This window comes from Tropicibacter naphthalenivorans, from assembly GCF_900176475.1.
Taxonomy (GTDB): Bacteria; Pseudomonadota; Alphaproteobacteria; order Rhodobacterales; family Rhodobacteraceae; genus Tropicibacter; species Tropicibacter naphthalenivorans.
The window spans coordinates 390,751-406,166 of record NZ_FWXX01000002.1 but is presented as its reverse complement, the minus strand read 5'-3'; the positions used below and the strand labels follow the sequence as shown (position 1 = coordinate 406,166).

Annotated in this window: 18 protein-coding genes; 3 read left to right on the top strand and 15 right to left on the bottom strand. The window is 64.8% G+C overall.

All coding sequences use genetic code 11. The annotated features are described in order from the left end of the window. Positions 1-86 precede the first annotated feature (86 nt). From B9A11_RS06235 to alr, 11 genes are all read right to left on the bottom strand, one after another. A complete protein-coding gene (locus tag B9A11_RS06235) occupies positions 87-728 on the bottom strand; it encodes an SDR family NAD(P)-dependent oxidoreductase (RefSeq protein WP_058246756.1) in 642 nt (213 codons plus the stop codon). Positions 729-781: 53 nt separating this feature from the next. After that, positions 782-1,099 carry an amidophosphoribosyltransferase gene (locus B9A11_RS06230; protein ID WP_234988746.1) on the bottom strand — a complete coding sequence of 106 codons (318 nt, stop codon included), beginning with the start codon at positions 1,097-1,099 and terminating at the stop codon, positions 782-784. 126 nt (positions 1,100-1,225) lie between these two features. Beyond that, positions 1,226-1,780: a DUF2199 domain-containing protein gene (locus B9A11_RS06225; RefSeq protein ID WP_159452479.1), complete on the bottom strand. Its 555-nt coding sequence runs from the start codon at positions 1,778-1,780 to the stop codon at positions 1,226-1,228. Positions 1,781-1,863: 83 nt separating this feature from the next. Beyond that, complete coding sequence (purF, locus tag B9A11_RS06220; protein ID WP_058246758.1) at positions 1,864-3,333, bottom strand: amidophosphoribosyltransferase; 1,470 nt, start codon at positions 3,331-3,333, stop codon at positions 1,864-1,866. A 182-nt stretch (positions 3,334-3,515) separates the two neighbouring features. Next, entirely contained in the window at positions 3,516-4,091 is a 576-nt protein-coding gene (locus B9A11_RS06215) for a CvpA family protein (RefSeq protein WP_058246759.1), read from the bottom strand. Positions 4,092-4,112: 21 nt separating this feature from the next. After that, positions 4,113-5,480, bottom strand: coding sequence for a DNA repair protein RadA (radA, locus tag B9A11_RS06210; protein ID WP_058246760.1), 1,368 nt, complete (start codon positions 5,478-5,480; stop codon positions 4,113-4,115). A 61-nt stretch (positions 5,481-5,541) separates the two neighbouring features. Further along, on the bottom strand, positions 5,542-5,967 hold the full coding sequence (locus B9A11_RS06205; RefSeq protein WP_058246761.1) for a paraquat-inducible protein A: 426 nt from the start codon (positions 5,965-5,967) through the stop codon (positions 5,542-5,544). 4 nt (positions 5,968-5,971) lie between these two features. Further along, positions 5,972-6,358 carry a hypothetical protein gene (locus B9A11_RS06200; RefSeq protein WP_058246762.1) on the bottom strand — a complete coding sequence of 129 codons (387 nt, stop codon included), beginning with the start codon at positions 6,356-6,358 and terminating at the stop codon, positions 5,972-5,974. After that, positions 6,355-7,101 carry an ABC transporter ATP-binding protein gene (locus tag B9A11_RS06195; RefSeq protein ID WP_058246763.1) on the bottom strand — a complete coding sequence of 249 codons (747 nt, stop codon included), beginning with the start codon at positions 7,099-7,101 and terminating at the stop codon, positions 6,355-6,357. The genes B9A11_RS06200 and B9A11_RS06195 overlap by 4 nt, the downstream gene beginning before the upstream one ends. 97 nt (positions 7,102-7,198) lie before the next feature. After that, the gene (locus B9A11_RS06190; protein ID WP_058246764.1) at positions 7,199-7,981 is read right to left on the bottom strand and encodes an MlaE family ABC transporter permease; all 783 of its coding nucleotides are present in this window, start codon (positions 7,979-7,981) and stop codon (positions 7,199-7,201) included. Beyond that, on the bottom strand, positions 7,978-9,015 hold the full coding sequence (alr, locus tag B9A11_RS06185) for an alanine racemase (protein WP_058246765.1): 1,038 nt from the start codon (positions 9,013-9,015) through the stop codon (positions 7,978-7,980). Before alr ends, B9A11_RS06190 begins: the two co-directional genes overlap by 4 nt. A 132-nt stretch (positions 9,016-9,147) precedes the next feature. On the opposite strand from alr, the gene B9A11_RS06180 reads away from it, so the two are divergent. Then, complete coding sequence (locus B9A11_RS06180; protein WP_083499781.1) at positions 9,148-9,915, top strand: adenosylcobinamide-GDP ribazoletransferase; 768 nt, start codon at positions 9,148-9,150, stop codon at positions 9,913-9,915. Positions 9,916-9,952: 37 nt separating this feature from the next. Here the strand turns inward: B9A11_RS06180 and B9A11_RS06175 are convergent, their stop codons facing one another. Together B9A11_RS06175 and B9A11_RS06170 are read right to left on the bottom strand one after the other, a co-directional pair. After that, positions 9,953-11,440 carry a replicative DNA helicase gene (locus tag B9A11_RS06175; protein ID WP_058246767.1) on the bottom strand — a complete coding sequence of 496 codons (1,488 nt, stop codon included), beginning with the start codon at positions 11,438-11,440 and terminating at the stop codon, positions 9,953-9,955. A gap of 249 nt (positions 11,441-11,689) precedes the next feature. Continuing rightward, positions 11,690-12,355, bottom strand: coding sequence for an orotate phosphoribosyltransferase (locus B9A11_RS06170; RefSeq protein WP_058246768.1), 666 nt, complete (start codon positions 12,353-12,355; stop codon positions 11,690-11,692). Positions 12,356-12,677: 322 nt separating this feature from the next. On the opposite strand from B9A11_RS06170, the gene B9A11_RS06165 reads away from it, so the two are divergent. Then, positions 12,678-12,920: a hypothetical protein gene (locus B9A11_RS06165; RefSeq protein ID WP_058246769.1), complete on the top strand. Its 243-nt coding sequence runs from the start codon at positions 12,678-12,680 to the stop codon at positions 12,918-12,920. Positions 12,921-12,962: 42 nt separating this feature from the next. Here the strand turns inward: B9A11_RS06165 and pyrC are convergent, their stop codons facing one another. Further along, positions 12,963-14,000, bottom strand: coding sequence for a dihydroorotase (pyrC, locus tag B9A11_RS06160; protein ID WP_058246770.1), 1,038 nt, complete (start codon positions 13,998-14,000; stop codon positions 12,963-12,965). A 93-nt stretch (positions 14,001-14,093) separates the two neighbouring features. On the opposite strand from pyrC, the gene B9A11_RS06155 reads away from it, so the two are divergent. After that, positions 14,094-14,369, top strand: coding sequence for a hypothetical protein (locus tag B9A11_RS06155; protein WP_058246771.1), 276 nt, complete (start codon positions 14,094-14,096; stop codon positions 14,367-14,369). Between the two features lie 5 nt (positions 14,370-14,374). On the opposite strand, the gene B9A11_RS06150 is transcribed toward B9A11_RS06155, so the two are convergent. Beyond that, entirely contained in the window at positions 14,375-15,301 is a 927-nt protein-coding gene (locus tag B9A11_RS06150; protein ID WP_058246772.1) for a hypothetical protein, read from the bottom strand. Positions 15,302-15,416: the final 115 nt, after the last annotated feature.

Here is a 15,416-nt window from a genome sequence, read left to right as displayed (position 1 = left end):
TTTGAGGGGCAGCGCCCCTCATGAAGACCTGCGAGTTTGAGGGGCAGCGCCCCTCATCGGGTCCGACAAGCGCACCCGCCTCGGGACTACAGCCCCGCCAAAGCCACCAAACGGGCCGCCTCGTCCAGCGGGTTGGCCAGCAGCGTCTTGTCCTCACCGGGGTGGAACCGTGCGCGGGTGTGGGTCGGCATCGGCGCGGGCTCCAAGATCTGCACCTTGGGGCCAACCTTGACCGTCTCAGCCTGCCAGGACCGCGCCAGGGCGATCTGCGCCGCCTTGGTTGTCCCGTAATGGCCATAGAACTTCTCGCCGCCGCGCGGGTCGTCAAAGAACACGGCCTGACCCTCGGCCCCCAGCAAGGGCGCCACAAAAGGCACCAGATGCCCCAAGGCGTTGATGTTCGTGGCCATCGACTTGTCCCAGTCCTTTTGGTCCAAGTGATCGGCAGGCGTCAGCGGCGCGGCGTGGATCGCCGTGTGCAACCAGACCGCCACCCCGCCAAAGCGGTCATAAATCGAGCGGCACATATAGGCCATGGCGTCGCGGTCGGTCACATCCATGGGCGCAAGCGAGGCTTCGCCGCCGCGCGCCTTGATCTGGTCATCCAGCTCTTCAAGGCCGCCAACGGTGCGGGCGACCGCAAAGATGTGGTACTTGGGGGCGAGCGTCAGCGCGAGAGCGGCCCCAAGGCCACGCGATGCGCCGGTGATAAGGGCGATCTGTTTCATGCCCCCGCTTTTGTGTCGCTTTGCGTCCAAGGTCAAGCGCGGCATAAGCGCCGTTACGGCATCGCCAGCCGGGTCGCGGTGCCGCCGACGTTCAAAACCACCGCTGCGGCTTCGATCGCGAGCACCTGATGCCCGCCGACCTTGTCGCCCTTGGACACCTCGTCGATCTTGCCACCGGGCAGGCGGATCAGGGCGCGCGGTGCGCTGTCGGTGCCAAAGGTGCCCAAGAGCAGCAAGCCATTGCGCGGCGGCAGCGGCACTTGCTCGGTCGCAAGCTGTTCGGGTTTGCTCTGCGGCTCGGCCTTGGCCAAGGTCACGCGGTTCACAACGGTTTGTGGGCGCCCGCTGGGGCGCGGCGAGGAAATCAGCATCTCAGACCTCTGTCCTGTTTGCGTGTCCGCGCCATCTATGCGCCGCCCGCATCTAGCGGAAGAGTTCCCCAAATCCCTGCGCGCGCCCTTGCCGAAAGACGCAAACCCTTCGGCAAAGCCTTGCCGTTACTGGGTCAGATGCGGCCGAATGTCGTTGCCAGAGGCGGCGTAGATGTCGAGCAGATCGTCAAAGGAAATGCCGTTTTCCAGCGCCTCGGCCAGTGGCCCGTCCAGGGGATGGATCAAGGCGCGCTCGGCCGGGTCGGGGCAGGTCAGGGCGACGGCGATGCCCTGTTCGTCCTCAAAGCCGGGCAGGGTGTTGGCCAGCAGGCCTTCGCCCTCGAACGGCTGGGGATCGTCGCCAAAGGTCTCGCCATAGGCGCGGGCCACGTCCCGTGACACCTCGACCCAGGCGCCAAAGCCAAAATTGTCATCGGCCCCGCGCACCGGCAACAGCAGAACAGCGCGCAGGAAATGCCGCCCATCAATGCGGCAGTAGTCAGAGGTCAGCACGTCGTCTTCGACCTCGACCGGCGCGCCGGTATAGGGGGCATGGGGCCAGTCCTCGGGCTCGGAAAATCCGATGTCAAAGATGCCGTTGAACTGCACGCCGCAGCAGGGGCAGGCGCGGGCTTCGTCGTTAAACCGTTTCCAACGGCTGTCGAGCATAAGCAGGGACACGGGGTGTTCCTTCATTCTGGATAGGAAAAAGGCGGGCAGCCCACGACCACCCGCCTTTTGGAATTCACAACAAAGCCAAAGGCTTATTCCGCGGCCTTCATCTGAAAGCCCTTTTCGATCATATCCGCAGGCTTGACCGGATATTCCCCCGAGAAGCAGGCGTCGCAATACTGCGGGCACTTGGCGTTGCGGCCCTCGGCCTCGCCGGCGGCGCGGTACAGACCATCGAGCGAGATGAACTTGAGGCTGTCAACGCCCAGATGCTGGCACATCTCGTCCTCGGACATGGTCGCCGCCAGCAGCTTTTCACGCTGGGGCGTGTCGACGCCGTAAAAACACGGCCAAGCGGTGGGGGGCGAGGCAATGCGGAAGTGCACCTCGGCGGCGCCCGCATCAAGGATCATCTCCTTGATCTTGCGCGAGGTCGTGCCGCGTACCACCGAGTCGTCCACGAGGATCACGCGTTTGCCCCGGATCAGCGCGCGGTTGACGTTGAGCTTGAGGCGCACACCCATGTTGCGGATCTGCTCGGTCGGCTCGATAAAGGTCCGGCCCATGTATTGGTTGCGGATGATGCCCATGCCAAAGGGAATACCGCTTTCATGCGCAAAACCGATCGCCGCCGGGGTGCCGCTGTCGGGCACGGCGCAGACCAGATCGGCCTCGACCGGGGCTTCGCGCGCCAGTTCCACGCCGATCTGACGGCGGGTTTCATAGACGCTGCGGCCACCGATGATGCTGTCGGGACGCGAGAAATAGACGTGCTCAAAGATGCAGAAGCGCGAAGGCTGCGGACGGAAGGGGTGGCTGCTTTCGACGCCGCCCTCGGCGGTGATGACCACCATTTCGCCCGGCTCGATCTCGCGGACGAATTCCGCGCCGATGATGTCCAGCGCGCAGGTTTCCGACGACAGCGCCCAGCCGTCACCGATCTTGCCCAGCACCAGCGGGCGCACGCCCAAGGGGTCACGCACACCGATCAGCTTGGTGCGGGTCATGGCGACAACGCTGAACGCGCCCTCGACCCGGCGCAGGGCGTCTTCCATGCGCGACGGAATGTTGCGCTGCAAGGACCGGGCCATCAGGTGAATGATGCATTCGGAATCCGACGAGGACTGGAAAATCGAGCCGCGCTCGATCAGCTCGCGGCGCAGCGCGTCGGCGTTGGTGATGTTGCCGTTGTGGGCAATCGCCGCCCCGCCCATGGAAAACTCGCCAAAGAAGGGTTGCACGTCGCGGATCGCCGCCGCCTTGGACCCGGCGGTGGAATAGCGCACGTGACCGATGGACAAAGCCCCCGGCAGCGTTTCCATCAAGGACTGCTTGGTAAAGTTGTCGCGCACATATCCAAAGCGGCGGGCCGAGTTGAACCCGGCGTCGGGCGCGTAGGACACGATGCCGCCCGCCTCTTGGCCGCGGTGTTGCAGGGCGTGCAGGCCAAGGGCCACAAAGTTCGCCGCGTCGGTCACACCGACAACGCCGAAAACGCCGCACTCCTCCTTTAGTTTGTCGTCATCAAAGGGGTGTGCGGGGGGAAATTGGGCCTCGGACAAGGGCGCGCTCCGACTCCAGTGTGGCTGTTCGCGCCCTACTTAATCGCTAACACCTCATATGTCACGGAAGTATGACGATGTTTTTCTGTGGCGCGGGGTCACAGATGCGAGATGGCATTTTTAACGCAAAACGCCCGCGCATTGGTCACGCGGGCGTTTGTATGCGTCGTTTTGAGGCGCTGTCAGGCGTCGCTGCCGGGCACCGGGGCGGCGCAAATGCCCACCAGTTGTTCGTATTGCGCGGTGATCCACCCCAGCGCTTCCTCGGGGTTTTGCTCTTCGATCTTGCCGGTAAAGCGCGAGAACACGGCGGCAGAGCGCGAATCGTCGATCTGCGGGATGTCCTGCGCGGTGATCACCGTCTCGTAGACGAAAAAGCCGATCGCGCAGAGAAGCACGCCCCGCGCCACGCCGAAAAAGAACCCAAGCGCCTGGTCGATCCCGCCAAGCGCCGAGCGCTGGACAATCGACGAGAACAGCGGCGTGAACAGCGACACGATCACCAGCGCCACGGTGAACACGGCGGCAAAGGCGGCGATCACCGACAATTCGCAGCTGTCGGACAGGAAACCACCGATCACCGGGGTTTCCTTGACCAGCGGCTGCACCTGGCCTGCGAACATGAACGCAAGGATCGCCGCGGCCACCCAGCCGACAATCGCCATGGCTTCGCGCACGATGCCGCGCGAATACGCCAGCAGTGCGGACAGCACGATGATCCCGGCCACAACGCCGTCTACGATAGTGAAACCTTCCATGGGCCGTCCTCTTGTTGTCCCTTACCCGGCGCCGAACACTTCGCCCACAAAGGACGCAAGGTCCCCCATTTGCGAAAGCGCCATGCCGCCGTTCCCGGCAGCTTTTCCGCCCGAAGGCAGGATTGCGGTGGAGAAACCAAGTTTTCGCGCTTCTTTCAACCGATTTTCCGTCTGGCTGACGGGACGGAGCGCGCCAGACAGGCTTATCTCGCCAAATACAACCGTTTCGGGCGGAAGCCCGCTGTCTTCGCGCGCCGAAAGCAGGGCGGCGGCCACGGCCAGATCGGCGGCAGGCTCGTTCACGCGCATCCCCCCCGCGACGTTCAGATAGACATCGAGCCCGGCGAACGGGATGCCGCAGCGCGATTCGAGCACCGCGAGGATCATTGCCAGCCGCGAGCCATCCCAGCCCACAACGCTGCGGCGCGGCTGCGAATGGGGGCTAGGGGACACCAGCGCCTGGAATTCCACCAAGACGGGGCGGGTGCCTTCGATGCCGGAAAACACCACCGATCCGGGGGCCGGTTGCCCGCGTTCCTGCAAGAACAGCGCCGAGGGGTTGGACACTTCGGCCAGCCCGCCGCCGGTCATTTCAAAGACGCCGATTTCATCCGCCGGGCCAAAGCGGTTTTTCACGCTGCGCAGGATGCGGAACTGGTGGCCGCGCTCGCCCTCAAAGTACAGCACCGTGTCGACCATATGTTCCACCACGCGCGGGCCGGCGATCTGGCCGTCCTTGGTGACGTGGCCGACCATGATAACGGCGCTGCCCCGGCGCTTGGCAAAGGTGGTCAGCTCGTGGGCGGCGGCGCGCACCTGGCTGACGGAGCCCGGCGCGCTGTCGACGTTGTCGGCCCACATGGTCTGGATCGAATCGACGATGGCAAGGTCGGGGCGGGTCTCATCCAAGGTGGTCAGGATGTCGCGCAGGTTGGTTTCCGTGGCCAGCTTGACCGGCGCGTCTTGTAGCCCAAGGCGCTGCGCGCGCAGGCGCACCTGGGCGCTGGCCTCTTCGCCAGAGATATAGACGACGGACAGGCCAGCGTTGGCAAAGGCGGCGGCGGCTTGCAGCAACAGCGTCGATTTGCCGATGCCGGGATCGCCGCCCACCAGCACCGCCGAGGCAGGCACGAGGCCGCCCCCCAGCACGCGGTCCAGCTCATCGAGCTTGGACGCGGTGCGCGGCGGCGGCGCCTCTTTGGTGGACAGGTCCGACAGGGCCACGGCACGCCCGCGCGATTTGCCCAAGGTCTTGCCAGATGGGCCAGCGGCCAGCGGCTTTTCCTCGACGATGGTGTTCCACTCGCCGCAGGTCTCGCAGCGGCCCGACCATTTCGAAGAGCGCGCGGCGCAGGATTGGCAAACAAAGGAGGTTTGGGCTTTGGCCATGGTTGGTCCTTATGCGAGGTGTCCGCGCTTTATGACGCAAAGCGCGCCGGGGGCCAAGTTGTCAGCGCTTGCGCGCCTCGACCGCGCCAAGGACGATGGACGCCAGAATGCAAAGCGTGAACAGGTACAGACCCCAAGCCGTGTCCACCCGGCCCACGCCCATCCCCTTGGACAGCGTCACATAGACCGCGATCAGAAAGACATCGGCCATGGCGAACTTGCCGAGCAGGTTCAAGGCGGGCAGGGCGCGGCGGTCGAGCAGGTGGAATTGCACCAAGGCCAGCCCCAGCGTTTTGAGCATCGGCGCGAACAGGGCAAACGCCGTGACAATCAGCGCAAGGAAGATGTCCGTATCCCACAGCGATTGCAGCCCCGAGATGACGCTGATTTCCTTCATCCCGAACAGTGGCAACAGACCCGCGCGCAAAAGCGGCGCGAACCACGCCACGGGGTAAAGGACAAAGAGGGTCAGGTTCAGCCAGCGCAACGGCTTAGGACACCCACCACCACAGGCCGATGAGGCCCGAGAGCATCACGATATGCACCACGTCGATCCAGCGCCAGCGGGCGCGCGGGGTGATCGAGCAGATCAGGAACACCGCCGAGGGCACGAGCAGCGCCGACATGCCGCCATTGCCCGCCATCAGGCGCGCGGCGTTGGTGTAGAGCGGGCCTTGGTTCAGGCCAAGCGCGGGCGCAAAGGTGGTAAAGATCCCACTGGCGGCCATGACAAGTGTGACCAGCGCAGGCCAGCGCGCAATGCCGCGCCCGCCGATCACCCGCAGCAAGGCAAGGAGGGCGAGCACTTCGAGATAGACGAATTTCTTGACGAAGAGAAAGGCGACCACCTCGGGGGGCGGCTGGAACAGGGGGGTCATCGCACGGCCTCAATCGGGCCAGTGGCGCGGCCCGAGATGAACTGGTCAACATAAGGATCGCCCGAGTGGTCCATCTGTGCCACGGGGCCAGTCCATTGGATGACGCCATCGTGCAACATGGCGACGTTGTCGGCAATGGCGCGCACGCTGCTCATGTCGTGGGTGATGGTCATGGCGGTGGCGCCCATCTCGGTGACGATCTCGCGGATCAGATCGTTGATCACCCCGGCCATGATCGGGTCGAGGCCCGTCGTAGGCTCGTCAAAGAAGATGATTTCCGGCTCGGCGGCGATGGCGCGGGCAAGGCCCACGCGCTTTTGCATGCCCCCCGAGAGTTCGGCGGGCAGGCGGTCGGCCACGTCGGGTTTCAGACCCACGCGGCGGAGCTTTTCAATGGCGATCTCGCGGGCCTCGGCGCGCGGGCGCTGAAGGCTGCCGCGCAGCAGGCGAAAGGCGACGTTTTGCCAGACGGGCAGGCTGTCGAACAGGGCCGCGCCCTGGAACAGCATCCCGAAGCGCGCCAGAAAGGCGTCGCGGTCGGCTGTCGTCACGTCCTGCCCGTCCAGCGAGATGACCCCCGCATCGGGGGTGACGAGGCCAAGGATACATTTGAGCAGCACCGATTTGCCCGTGCCCGAGCCGCCGATGATGACCATGGAGGTGCCCTTGGGGATCGTCAGCGAGACGTCGCGTAGCACGGTGTTGCTGCCAAAGGTTTTCTGGACGTGGGCGAGGTCGATCATGGTCTGGCCTTCGCGTTTGTGGTGGGGGCGGATGCCTCCGGCGGGGATATTTTGAAAGAGAAGAAACGGGGGGTTTGGGCTGCCGTGTTGGGGTGGGTCATAGCGAGAAGAAGGCCCCCGTAAGTAGGAAGTTGGCCGCGAGGATCAGGACGGCGGCGGCCTCGACGCTGCCTTTGGTGGCGCGGCCCACCCCTTGGGCGCCGCGGCCCGATTGCATCCCGAAGTAGCAGCCCATGAGCGCCGCGATGCCGCCGAAGGCGCAGCCTTTGACGAGGGACGAGATGACGTCGAGCGGTTCGAGAAAGTCGACGGTGTTTTTCAGGTAGGCGGCGGCGTTGAAGCCGAGGCTGCCGGTGGCCACCGCGTAGCCGCCGAAGATGCCGATGATGTCGCCAATGCCCACCAGCAGCGGGACCACCAGCAACGCCGCCAGCACGCGCGGGGCCACGAGGTATTTCATCGGGTGAGTCGAGAGCGTGACGAGGGCGTCGATCTGCTCGGTCACCTTCATGGTGGCGATTTCGGCAGCGATCGAAGAGGTCACGCGGGCGGCGATCATCAGCCCCACGAGGACCGGGCCAAGCTCGCGCACCATGCCGATGGCGACGATCTGGGGGACCACCGCTTCGGCGTTGAAACGCGCGCCGCCGGAGTAGATCTGCAAGGCCAGCGCAGCCCCGGTGAAGATCGCGGTGAGGCCCACGACGGGCAGCGACAGCCAGCCGATGTTCAGCAGCGCCACCGCCAGTTCGCGCGGGTAAAACGGCGGGCGGATCATATGCGCCAGCGCGCTCAGGGCAAACAGCGTCACCCGCCCGACCGAGGACATGGCCGCAAGGGTGCCGCGCCCGATGGCTCCGATGGGGGCGAGGGCGCTCATGCGGGCAGGTAGGTCCGGGCGTAGCGGGTGCCCAGCGAGGTCAGGATTTCGTAGCCGATGGTCCCGGCCCAGTCCGCCAGCGTGTCGACGCCTTGCGCCGCGTTCAGCAGTTGCAGCGTTTCGGGGGCGTCCTCAAGCGCCGAGACATCCACGCCGATGAGGTCCATGGAAATGCGGCCAAGGACTTTGCAGCGGGTGTCCCCGGACCAGAGCACAGCGTCCGGCCCCATGGCGCGCAGGATGCCGTCAGCGTAGCCGCCTGCGATGGTCGCCACGCGGGTCAGGGCGGGGGCCACGAAGGTGTTGCCATAGCCCACCGTCTCGCCCGGGTGGACGTCGCGGATCTGGATCACCGGGATGTCCAGTTGCACGACCGGCTGGGCGTCGTCAAAGGGCGCGCCGCCGTACATGCCGATGCCGGGGCGGGTCACGTCGAAATGGTAGTCCTCGCCCAGCAGGATGCCGCCCGTGGCGGACAGCGAGCGCGGCGCGTCGATGCCATCTGTCATGTCCACAAAGGCGCGCAGCTGCTGCGGGTTCATGTCGTGGTCCGGCTCGTCGGCGCAGGCGAGGTGGCTCATGATCAGCGAGGGGTTCTGGGCGATGGCGATTTCGCGCAGGGCGCGCCATTCGTCGGCTTCGATCCCCAGACGGTTCATGCCGCTGTCCAGCTGGATGCCAAAGGGGTGGCCGGGCAGGCTTTCGACATGGCGCAGCATTTGGTCGATCGAGTTGATCATCGGCGTCAGGTGGGCGGCGCGGATCAGGCCCGCATCCCCCGCCATATGGCCGGAAAAGACGTTGATCTCGGGGCCGGGGCCAAGGATGCGCCGTAGGGCCGCGCCCTCTTCGGCGACGGCCACAAAGAACCGCGTTGCGCCTTGGGCGGCCAAAGCCGGGGCGACCTTGTCGACGCCTAGGCCATAGGCGTTTGCCTTGACCACCGCGCCCGCTTCGGCGTTGGATTTATCGCGCAGGGCGCGCCAGTTGGCGCAAAGCGCCGCGAGATCGATTGTAAGATGTGCCTGTGCCATGCGGCCTGTGTTTGTCACTCTGGCGCGCCGGGTCAAGGGGAAATGCGCGGCGCGCGGTGTTAAGGCGATCAAAGCGGCGTGTCTGCGGGGGGTCGTAACCGCTTGTTATCGGTCACATGCTAGCAAGGGGGGATGAAAGACGCCCTGAGGATGGAAGCGCATCTGTTCCTGTTGTGCCTGCGCTATCTGACGCGGGTGCCGATGGCGCGCGATCTGGCGACCTCGGACGATCTGCGCGTTCGGGCGACCAAGTATCAGCCGCTGGTGGGGGCTTTGGTCGGCGCTGTGGGGGCTGCGGTGCTGGGGCTGGCGGGAATGGTGTGGTCCTGGCCGGTGGCGGTGCTGCTGTCGCTGGGGGCGACCTTGCTGGTGACGGGCGCGTTCCACGAACAGGGGTTTGCCCGCTCGGCAGAGGCTTTGGCGATTGGCCGCGACCGGATGTCTGTCTTGCGCGGCTTGCAGACCAGTTCCTATGGGCGCGTGGGGACGTTGACCCTTGGGCTGGCGCTGGCGTTGAAGCTGGCGCTGCTGATGGAGCTGCCGCCGGGGTTGGCGGCGGTGGGCTTGATCGCGGCGCATGGCATCGGGCGGATGGCGGCGGTGCATGTGACGGCGACCACGCATTACGCCAGAGAAGAGGGCATTCGCGCGCTGGTGCCCGGCGTTACGCCGGACGGCTACCGCGCGGCCTTGGCGACCAGTGGGCTTTTGCTGGCGGGCTTGGTGGCGGTGACCTCGCTGGCGGCGGGCCTATGCGCGTTCCTTGGTGCGGTGGCGCTGGGGCAGGTCTGGCGGATGCGCGCGGTGGCCAAGATGGGGGGCTACACGCGCGACTGCCTCGGCGGGGTCGAGCAATTGGCCGAGCTGGGGGTCCTGCTCGGCCTGACGGTTTGGGTGTAACGTGAAAAACGCCCCGTAAGGCGCTGAAAAGGCGGGGTTAGTACTGATCCGCCTGTTCCACCTGCCACGACTTGGCCAGGTTGCCAAAGCGCGTGAACTGCGATTCAAAGGCCAGCTCGACGGTGCCAATCGGGCCGTGACGCTGCTTGCCGATGATCACTTCGGCCTTGGCGTGCAGACGCGACATGCGTTCCTGCCACTCGGCCATCTTGTCCAGCTCGTGCTCGCCCGGCTTTTCCCGTTCGACATAGTATTCCTCGCGGAACACGAACATCACCACGTCGGCGTCCTGCTCGATCGAGCCCGATTCCCGAAGGTCGGACAGCTGCGGGCGTTTATCCTCGCGCGATTCCACCTGACGCGACAGCTGGGACAGGGCGATCACCGGAATATTCAGCTCCTTGGCGATGGCTTTGAGACCCATCGAGATTTCGGCGATTTCCTGCACGCGGTTGTCGGCGGTGCCGCGCAGCAGCTGCAAGTAGTCGACGATGATCAGATCCAACCCATGCGTCCGTTTCAGACGCCGCGAGCGCGCCGCCACCTGCGAAATCGGCAAGGCGGGGGTGTCGTCGATGAACAGCGGGCAGGCCTCCAGCGCCTTGGCGGCTTCGACGAAGCGGCGGAATTCCTTTTCGTCCATGTCGCCCTGGCGGATCTTGTGCGAGCTGATCTCGGACGCCTCGGCCAGAATACGGCTGGCCAGCTGTTCGGCGCTCATTTCAAGGCTAAAGAAGCCGACGACGCCGCCCTGCACCGCGCCGCGCGTGCCATCGGGCAGATCGCCCTTTTTATACGCCTTGGCGATGTTGAAGGCGAGGTTCGTCGCCAGCGAGGTTTTGCCCATGGACGGACGCCCCGCGAGGATCAAAAGGTCAGACTTGTGCAGACCGCCCAGCTTGGCGTCCATGTCATCAAGCCCGGTGGAAATGCCGGCCAGACCGCCTTCGCGCTGGTAGGCGGCGTTGGCCACGTTGACCGCCTCGGTCGCCGCCGAAAGGAAGGATTTGAACCCGCTGTCCGCCTGACCCTGCTCGGCCATCTTGTACAGCGCCTGTTCCGCCTCGACGATCTGTTCCTTGGGCTCCGAGGACACATCGACCTTGGCGGCCTTGTCGGCAATCTCGCGGCCCAGACGGATCAGATCGCGGCGCACCGCCAGATCGTAAATCATCTGCGCATAGTCGCGCACCGCAAAGGTCGACACCGCCGCGCCCGCAAGACGCACCAGATAGGCCGGGCCGCCCAGTTCCTTGAGGCCGTCGTCATCCTCCATGAACGCCTTGAGCGTCACGGGGCTGGCGAGGTTGTTCTTGGAAATGCGCGCGGCGGCGATTTCGTAGATGCGCTGGTGCACCGGATCGTAGAAATGCTTGGAATTGATGATCGCGGCGACGCGGTCATAGATCTCGTTATCGGTCAGAATCGCACCCAAAAGCTGCTGCTCGGCTTCGATCGAGTGCGGCATGGTTTCGGCGGCATCCACATGCACGCCTGTCGGATTGATCGTCGTGATCTCGTTCATCTTGTTGTCCCCCCGGACTGCTCAGGTAGGCTGCCTACCTCAGGCCGCCGGGTTCACGCAAATTGTATGTTTCAGTGGATAAGTTGTGGACGGTTCCACCTTGGTCCCGCCGCATCATCTTGGCACTTTGGCCCCGCATCGGTCAACATGTGGGGCCAGCCCCGCAGGCCCGTGACCGCAAGGCCACAGGTCAACTGCGCAATTTTTCGCCGGTGGTGCGCCGGTGGAAAGCCGCTGATTACGCCTCGATCAAGCTCTGGCGGCGCGCCAGCCGTGCGGATCCTTGAGGAAGGCTTCGACCTCGCCCAGCACGCCCTTGTGCTTTTCGGGGGCCTCGGCCAGCACTTCCCACCAGGTGCACAGGTGGTGCAGTTCAACGCCGTGATCACCCAGCGTTTTGATCGTCTCGGGGAAGATGCCGTAGTAGAAAATCACCGCCGTATGCGCGCAGGTCGCGCCGGTGTCGCGGATCGCATCCACAAACGACAGTTTCGATCCGCCATCGGTGGTCAGATCCTCGACCAGCAGGACGCGCTGGCCTTCGGTCATGGCGCCTTCGATGCGGGCGTTCTTGCCGTAGCCTTTGGGTTTCTTGCGCACATAGGTCATGGGCAGGCCCATGCGTTCGGCAACCAAAGCGGCAAAGGGGATGCCCGCGGTCTCGCCCCCGGCGATGTTGTCGAAGGCCTCAAAGCCTGCGTTGCGCATGACGGTGACGGTCAGGAAGTCCATGAGCGTCGAGCGGATGCGCGGGTAGGAAATCAGCTTGCGGCAGTCGATATAGACCGGCGACAGCTGACCCGAGGCCAGTTTGAACGGCTCGTCGGTCATGAAATTGACCGCCTCGATTTCCCACAACATGCGCGCGGTCAGGCGGGCCATTTCTTCGGTGGTCGGATAGGTCGAGGGGATCATCAGGGCAACTCCGTTCAGCTTTGTGGCCCCTTTAGCGCGTCACGTGCGATTGGAAAACACCGTTTTCGCATCCTGCGGCGCTACGCCTTTGGCGCGCTAGTGGTCTGATCGGCGTTTTCCACTATCCGTACGGATAGGCATCCCATCCCAAGGGTCTGAATTTACAGCCTTTCGTGCGGGTTTCCCAGCATCGGGCTTGGGTTAATTCATCTTTAGGGTTGGTTAATGGCTGAGACCGAGGGCTTTGAGAAAAGCCGCAAAATGCGGCAGCAGGGCCCGTAGATCGGAGTGGGGACACGTGGATAGGGAACAGGCGCCAGAGATGGAGCCAGCGATTGAGCCAGAGCTGGGGGATGACGATCTTGCGGCCTATGCGCTGGGGCAAGAGCTGCAATTGATCGCCGGGATGCTGGAACGGGCGGGCTTTCGCGCGGCGGGCATACTGGACAGCGCCACGGTGGCGCGAATGATGCTGATCGCGCATGAATTGGGCGGGATCGCCGAGCGTGCCGAGCGGCCGCGCAAGGCGTGGATGGACTGGCAGAACCAGCAGGCTGGGCGCTGATCCCCAAAGGAAAAGGGCGACCCAAAGGCCGCCCTGATCTGCTTAATCCTCGACGCGCCAGTGCAGCGGCATCATCGGATCGAACACCGTGACCGGGCCGTCTGCGCTGTCGATCTTGGCCGGGTAGGTCACGGGCGCGCCCTTGGTCAGCGTCAGCGTGCTGTCGTTCACCGGCAGGCCGTAGAACCGCGGGCCATTGAGCGAGGTAAAGGCCTCAAGCTTGTCCAGCGCGCCGTCCTGCTCGAACACTTCGGCCAACACGGACATGGTGTTGGTGGCGGTGAAACAGCCCGCGCAGCCGCAGGCGTTTTCCTTGAGCGGGTCGAGGTGCGGGGCCGAGTCGGTCCCCAAAAAGAAGGTCGCATCCCCAGAGGTCGCCGCCTTGCGCAGTGCCAGACGGTGCTCTTCGCGTTTGGCCACGGGCAGGCAGTAGTAATGCGGCTTGATCCCGCCGACCAGAATGGCGTTGCGGTTGATGACCAGATGGTGCGTGGTGATCGTCGCCCCCAGATCGTCGCCGCCAGAGCGCGCGTAATCCGCCCCTTGGCTGGTGGTGATATGCTCCATCACCACGCGCAGACCGGGGGTCGCGCGGCGCAGCGGGTCGAGCACGGTGTCGATGAACACCGCCTCGCGGTCAAAGATATCCACGTCAGAGGTCACCACCTCGCCGTGCACGCACAGCGGCAGGCCGATCTCGGCCATCTTTTCCAGCGTGGGGCGGACCTTGTCGAAATTCGTCACCCCAGAGGCGGAGTTGGTGGTGGCCCCGGCGGGGTACAGCTTGACCGCCTTGACCAGACCGCTGGCGTGGGCAGCGGCGACATCGGCAGGGTCGGTATCCTCGGTCAGATACAGCGTCATCAGCGGCTCAAAGGCGCTGCCCTCGGGCAGGGCGGCCAGGATGCGCTCTCGGTAGGCGGCGGCCTGCGCGCCGGTCACAACCGGCGGCACGAGGTTGGGCATGATGATCGCACGGCCAAAGTGGCGCGCGGTTTCAGGGGCGACAGCCCGCAGCATCGCGCCATCGCGCAGGTGCAGGTGCCAATCGTCGGGGCGGGCAAGCGTGATCTGTTCCATGGCCTCGCGTTAGCACGGCGCGCGGCGCTTCACCAGTGGGCAAAGGCGCGCTACAAGGGGGCAAACGGGGGGCAAACGATCTGGGGGGCAGGGATGATCCTGACATTGATAATCGGGGTGGTGGCCGGATACGCCGCGCGCCCGGCAGAGCCGAAAATGACCGAAGCCTTGGTCAGCCTTTTAGGCGCGGACAACCTGCCGGACGTGCAGGACCGGCGGGCGGCCTCGCTGCTGTTGTGCTTGCTCTTGGGCGCTGCGCTCTGCGCGCTCTTGGGGCTTTGGGCGCGGGTGTTCGTCTTTGTCTTTGGCGCGGCGCTGGGGTATTTCCAAGCCAACATCCGCGAGGCGATCCTGAACCGCCGCGACTGACGGGCTTAGTCCAAAGCCGCCTCAAGCTCCGCCAGACGGCGACGGAACCGCGGCGCCTTTTTCCGGCTGACCACGTTCTGACACAGCATCCGCGACAGGCCAAACCGCTCGTCATGGTCCAGATGCGCCAACAGCTTGCGCAGGTAGGGCGCGTGGTCGCGGCGGATGCGCATGATCTGGGCGTAGGCGCGCGTGTCGAGACGGTCTTCGGCGACGGCGGCCAGCAGCGAGGGCAAGACATCCAGCGTGCGGAATTCCGACTGCAAGGCCGCGCCCATGAACGGCGCGCGGAACCGCCGCACATTGCGCCGCTCGAACAGGGCCGAGTGCATGGCGTCCAGCCGCTCACGCGGGTCATAAATCACATGCGCGCGGTGGGCGGCGTCGATCATGTCGGGGGCAAAGCCATAGCGCGAGGTGAAATCGCGGCGGCGCTGTTCGGTGAACCTCTCGTCCCATTCGGTGATGCGCGGATCCAGCGTGGCTTGGGGTTGCAACAGCAACACGCGCGCGCCGGGGGCCGCCACGGAATAGGCCGCCGCCGCATAACCGCAGGGCCCCGCACCGTAGAAGATCACGTTCTCGAAGTCGTCGAAAAAGCCGTCGTCCAGCAGTTGGTCGAAAAACCCGTAAACGCGCGGGTCGCGGAACCACGTATCGCCGTGCGACAGAACCGACAGCGACGACCAGCCGTGGCTTTGCACCATGTCCCATCCCAGCGGGGTGCGGGTGTCGGACAGCGCTTCGATCCCGGACATGGATTCGAAACTGACCAGCAGCGTGTCGCCTTCTTCGACGAACACGCCCGCGTGCGCCTTGCCCAAGGGTTCGGCAAAGCCGCGCTCTTGTCCGATTTTGCGCAAAGCCTCCAGCCACTCGCTACGCGGCAATTTGCTGAGATCAGGAGAAAAAGCTTGGTCGTTACGTTGCATTGCCCACAGTCCTCGAACCGCCGTTGTTTTGCGGCGTTTGAGGAAACAATGCCCCGCGATCCGGGCGAGATTGTGGTTAAGGCGTGGAAAAAGGGCGAAGGTTTCGCGGCGGGGG

Bases quoted from the DNA above. Each gene is read 5' to 3' on its own strand.
- radA (WP_058246760.1), bottom strand. From the start codon at position 5,480: ATGGCCAAAGCCCAAACCTCCTTTGTTTGCCAATCCTGCGCCGCGCGC.
- B9A11_RS06165 (WP_058246769.1), top strand. From the start codon at position 12,678: ATGGAGCCAGCGATTGAGCCAGAGCTGGGGGATGACGATCTTGCGGCC.
- B9A11_RS06195 (WP_058246763.1), bottom strand. From the start codon at position 7,101: ATGATCGACCTCGCCCACGTCCAGAAAACCTTTGGCAGCAACACCGTG.
- B9A11_RS06175 (WP_058246767.1), bottom strand. From the start codon at position 11,440: ATGAACGAGATCACGACGATCAATCCGACAGGCGTGCATGTGGATGCC.
- alr (WP_058246765.1), bottom strand. From the start codon at position 9,015: ATGGCACAGGCACATCTTACAATCGATCTCGCGGCGCTTTGCGCCAAC.
- B9A11_RS06155 (WP_058246771.1), top strand. From the start codon at position 14,094: ATGATCCTGACATTGATAATCGGGGTGGTGGCCGGATACGCCGCGCGC.
- B9A11_RS06190 (WP_058246764.1), bottom strand. From the start codon at position 7,981: ATGAGCGCCCTCGCCCCCATCGGAGCCATCGGGCGCGGCACCCTTGCG.
- B9A11_RS06180 (WP_083499781.1), top strand. From the start codon at position 9,148: ATGAAAGACGCCCTGAGGATGGAAGCGCATCTGTTCCTGTTGTGCCTG.
- B9A11_RS06215 (WP_058246759.1), bottom strand. From the start codon at position 4,091: ATGGAAGGTTTCACTATCGTAGACGGCGTTGTGGCCGGGATCATCGTG.
- B9A11_RS06235 (WP_058246756.1), bottom strand. From the start codon at position 728: ATGAAACAGATCGCCCTTATCACCGGCGCATCGCGTGGCCTTGGGGCC.
- B9A11_RS06170 (WP_058246768.1), bottom strand. From the start codon at position 12,355: ATGATCCCCTCGACCTATCCGACCACCGAAGAAATGGCCCGCCTGACC.
- pyrC (WP_058246770.1), bottom strand. From the start codon at position 14,000: ATGGAACAGATCACGCTTGCCCGCCCCGACGATTGGCACCTGCACCTG.
- B9A11_RS06230 (WP_234988746.1), bottom strand. From the start codon at position 1,099: ATGCTGATTTCCTCGCCGCGCCCCAGCGGGCGCCCACAAACCGTTGTG.
- B9A11_RS06200 (WP_058246762.1), bottom strand. From the start codon at position 6,358: ATGACCCCCCTGTTCCAGCCGCCCCCCGAGGTGGTCGCCTTTCTCTTC.
- B9A11_RS06150 (WP_058246772.1), bottom strand. From the start codon at position 15,301: ATGCAACGTAACGACCAAGCTTTTTCTCCTGATCTCAGCAAATTGCCG.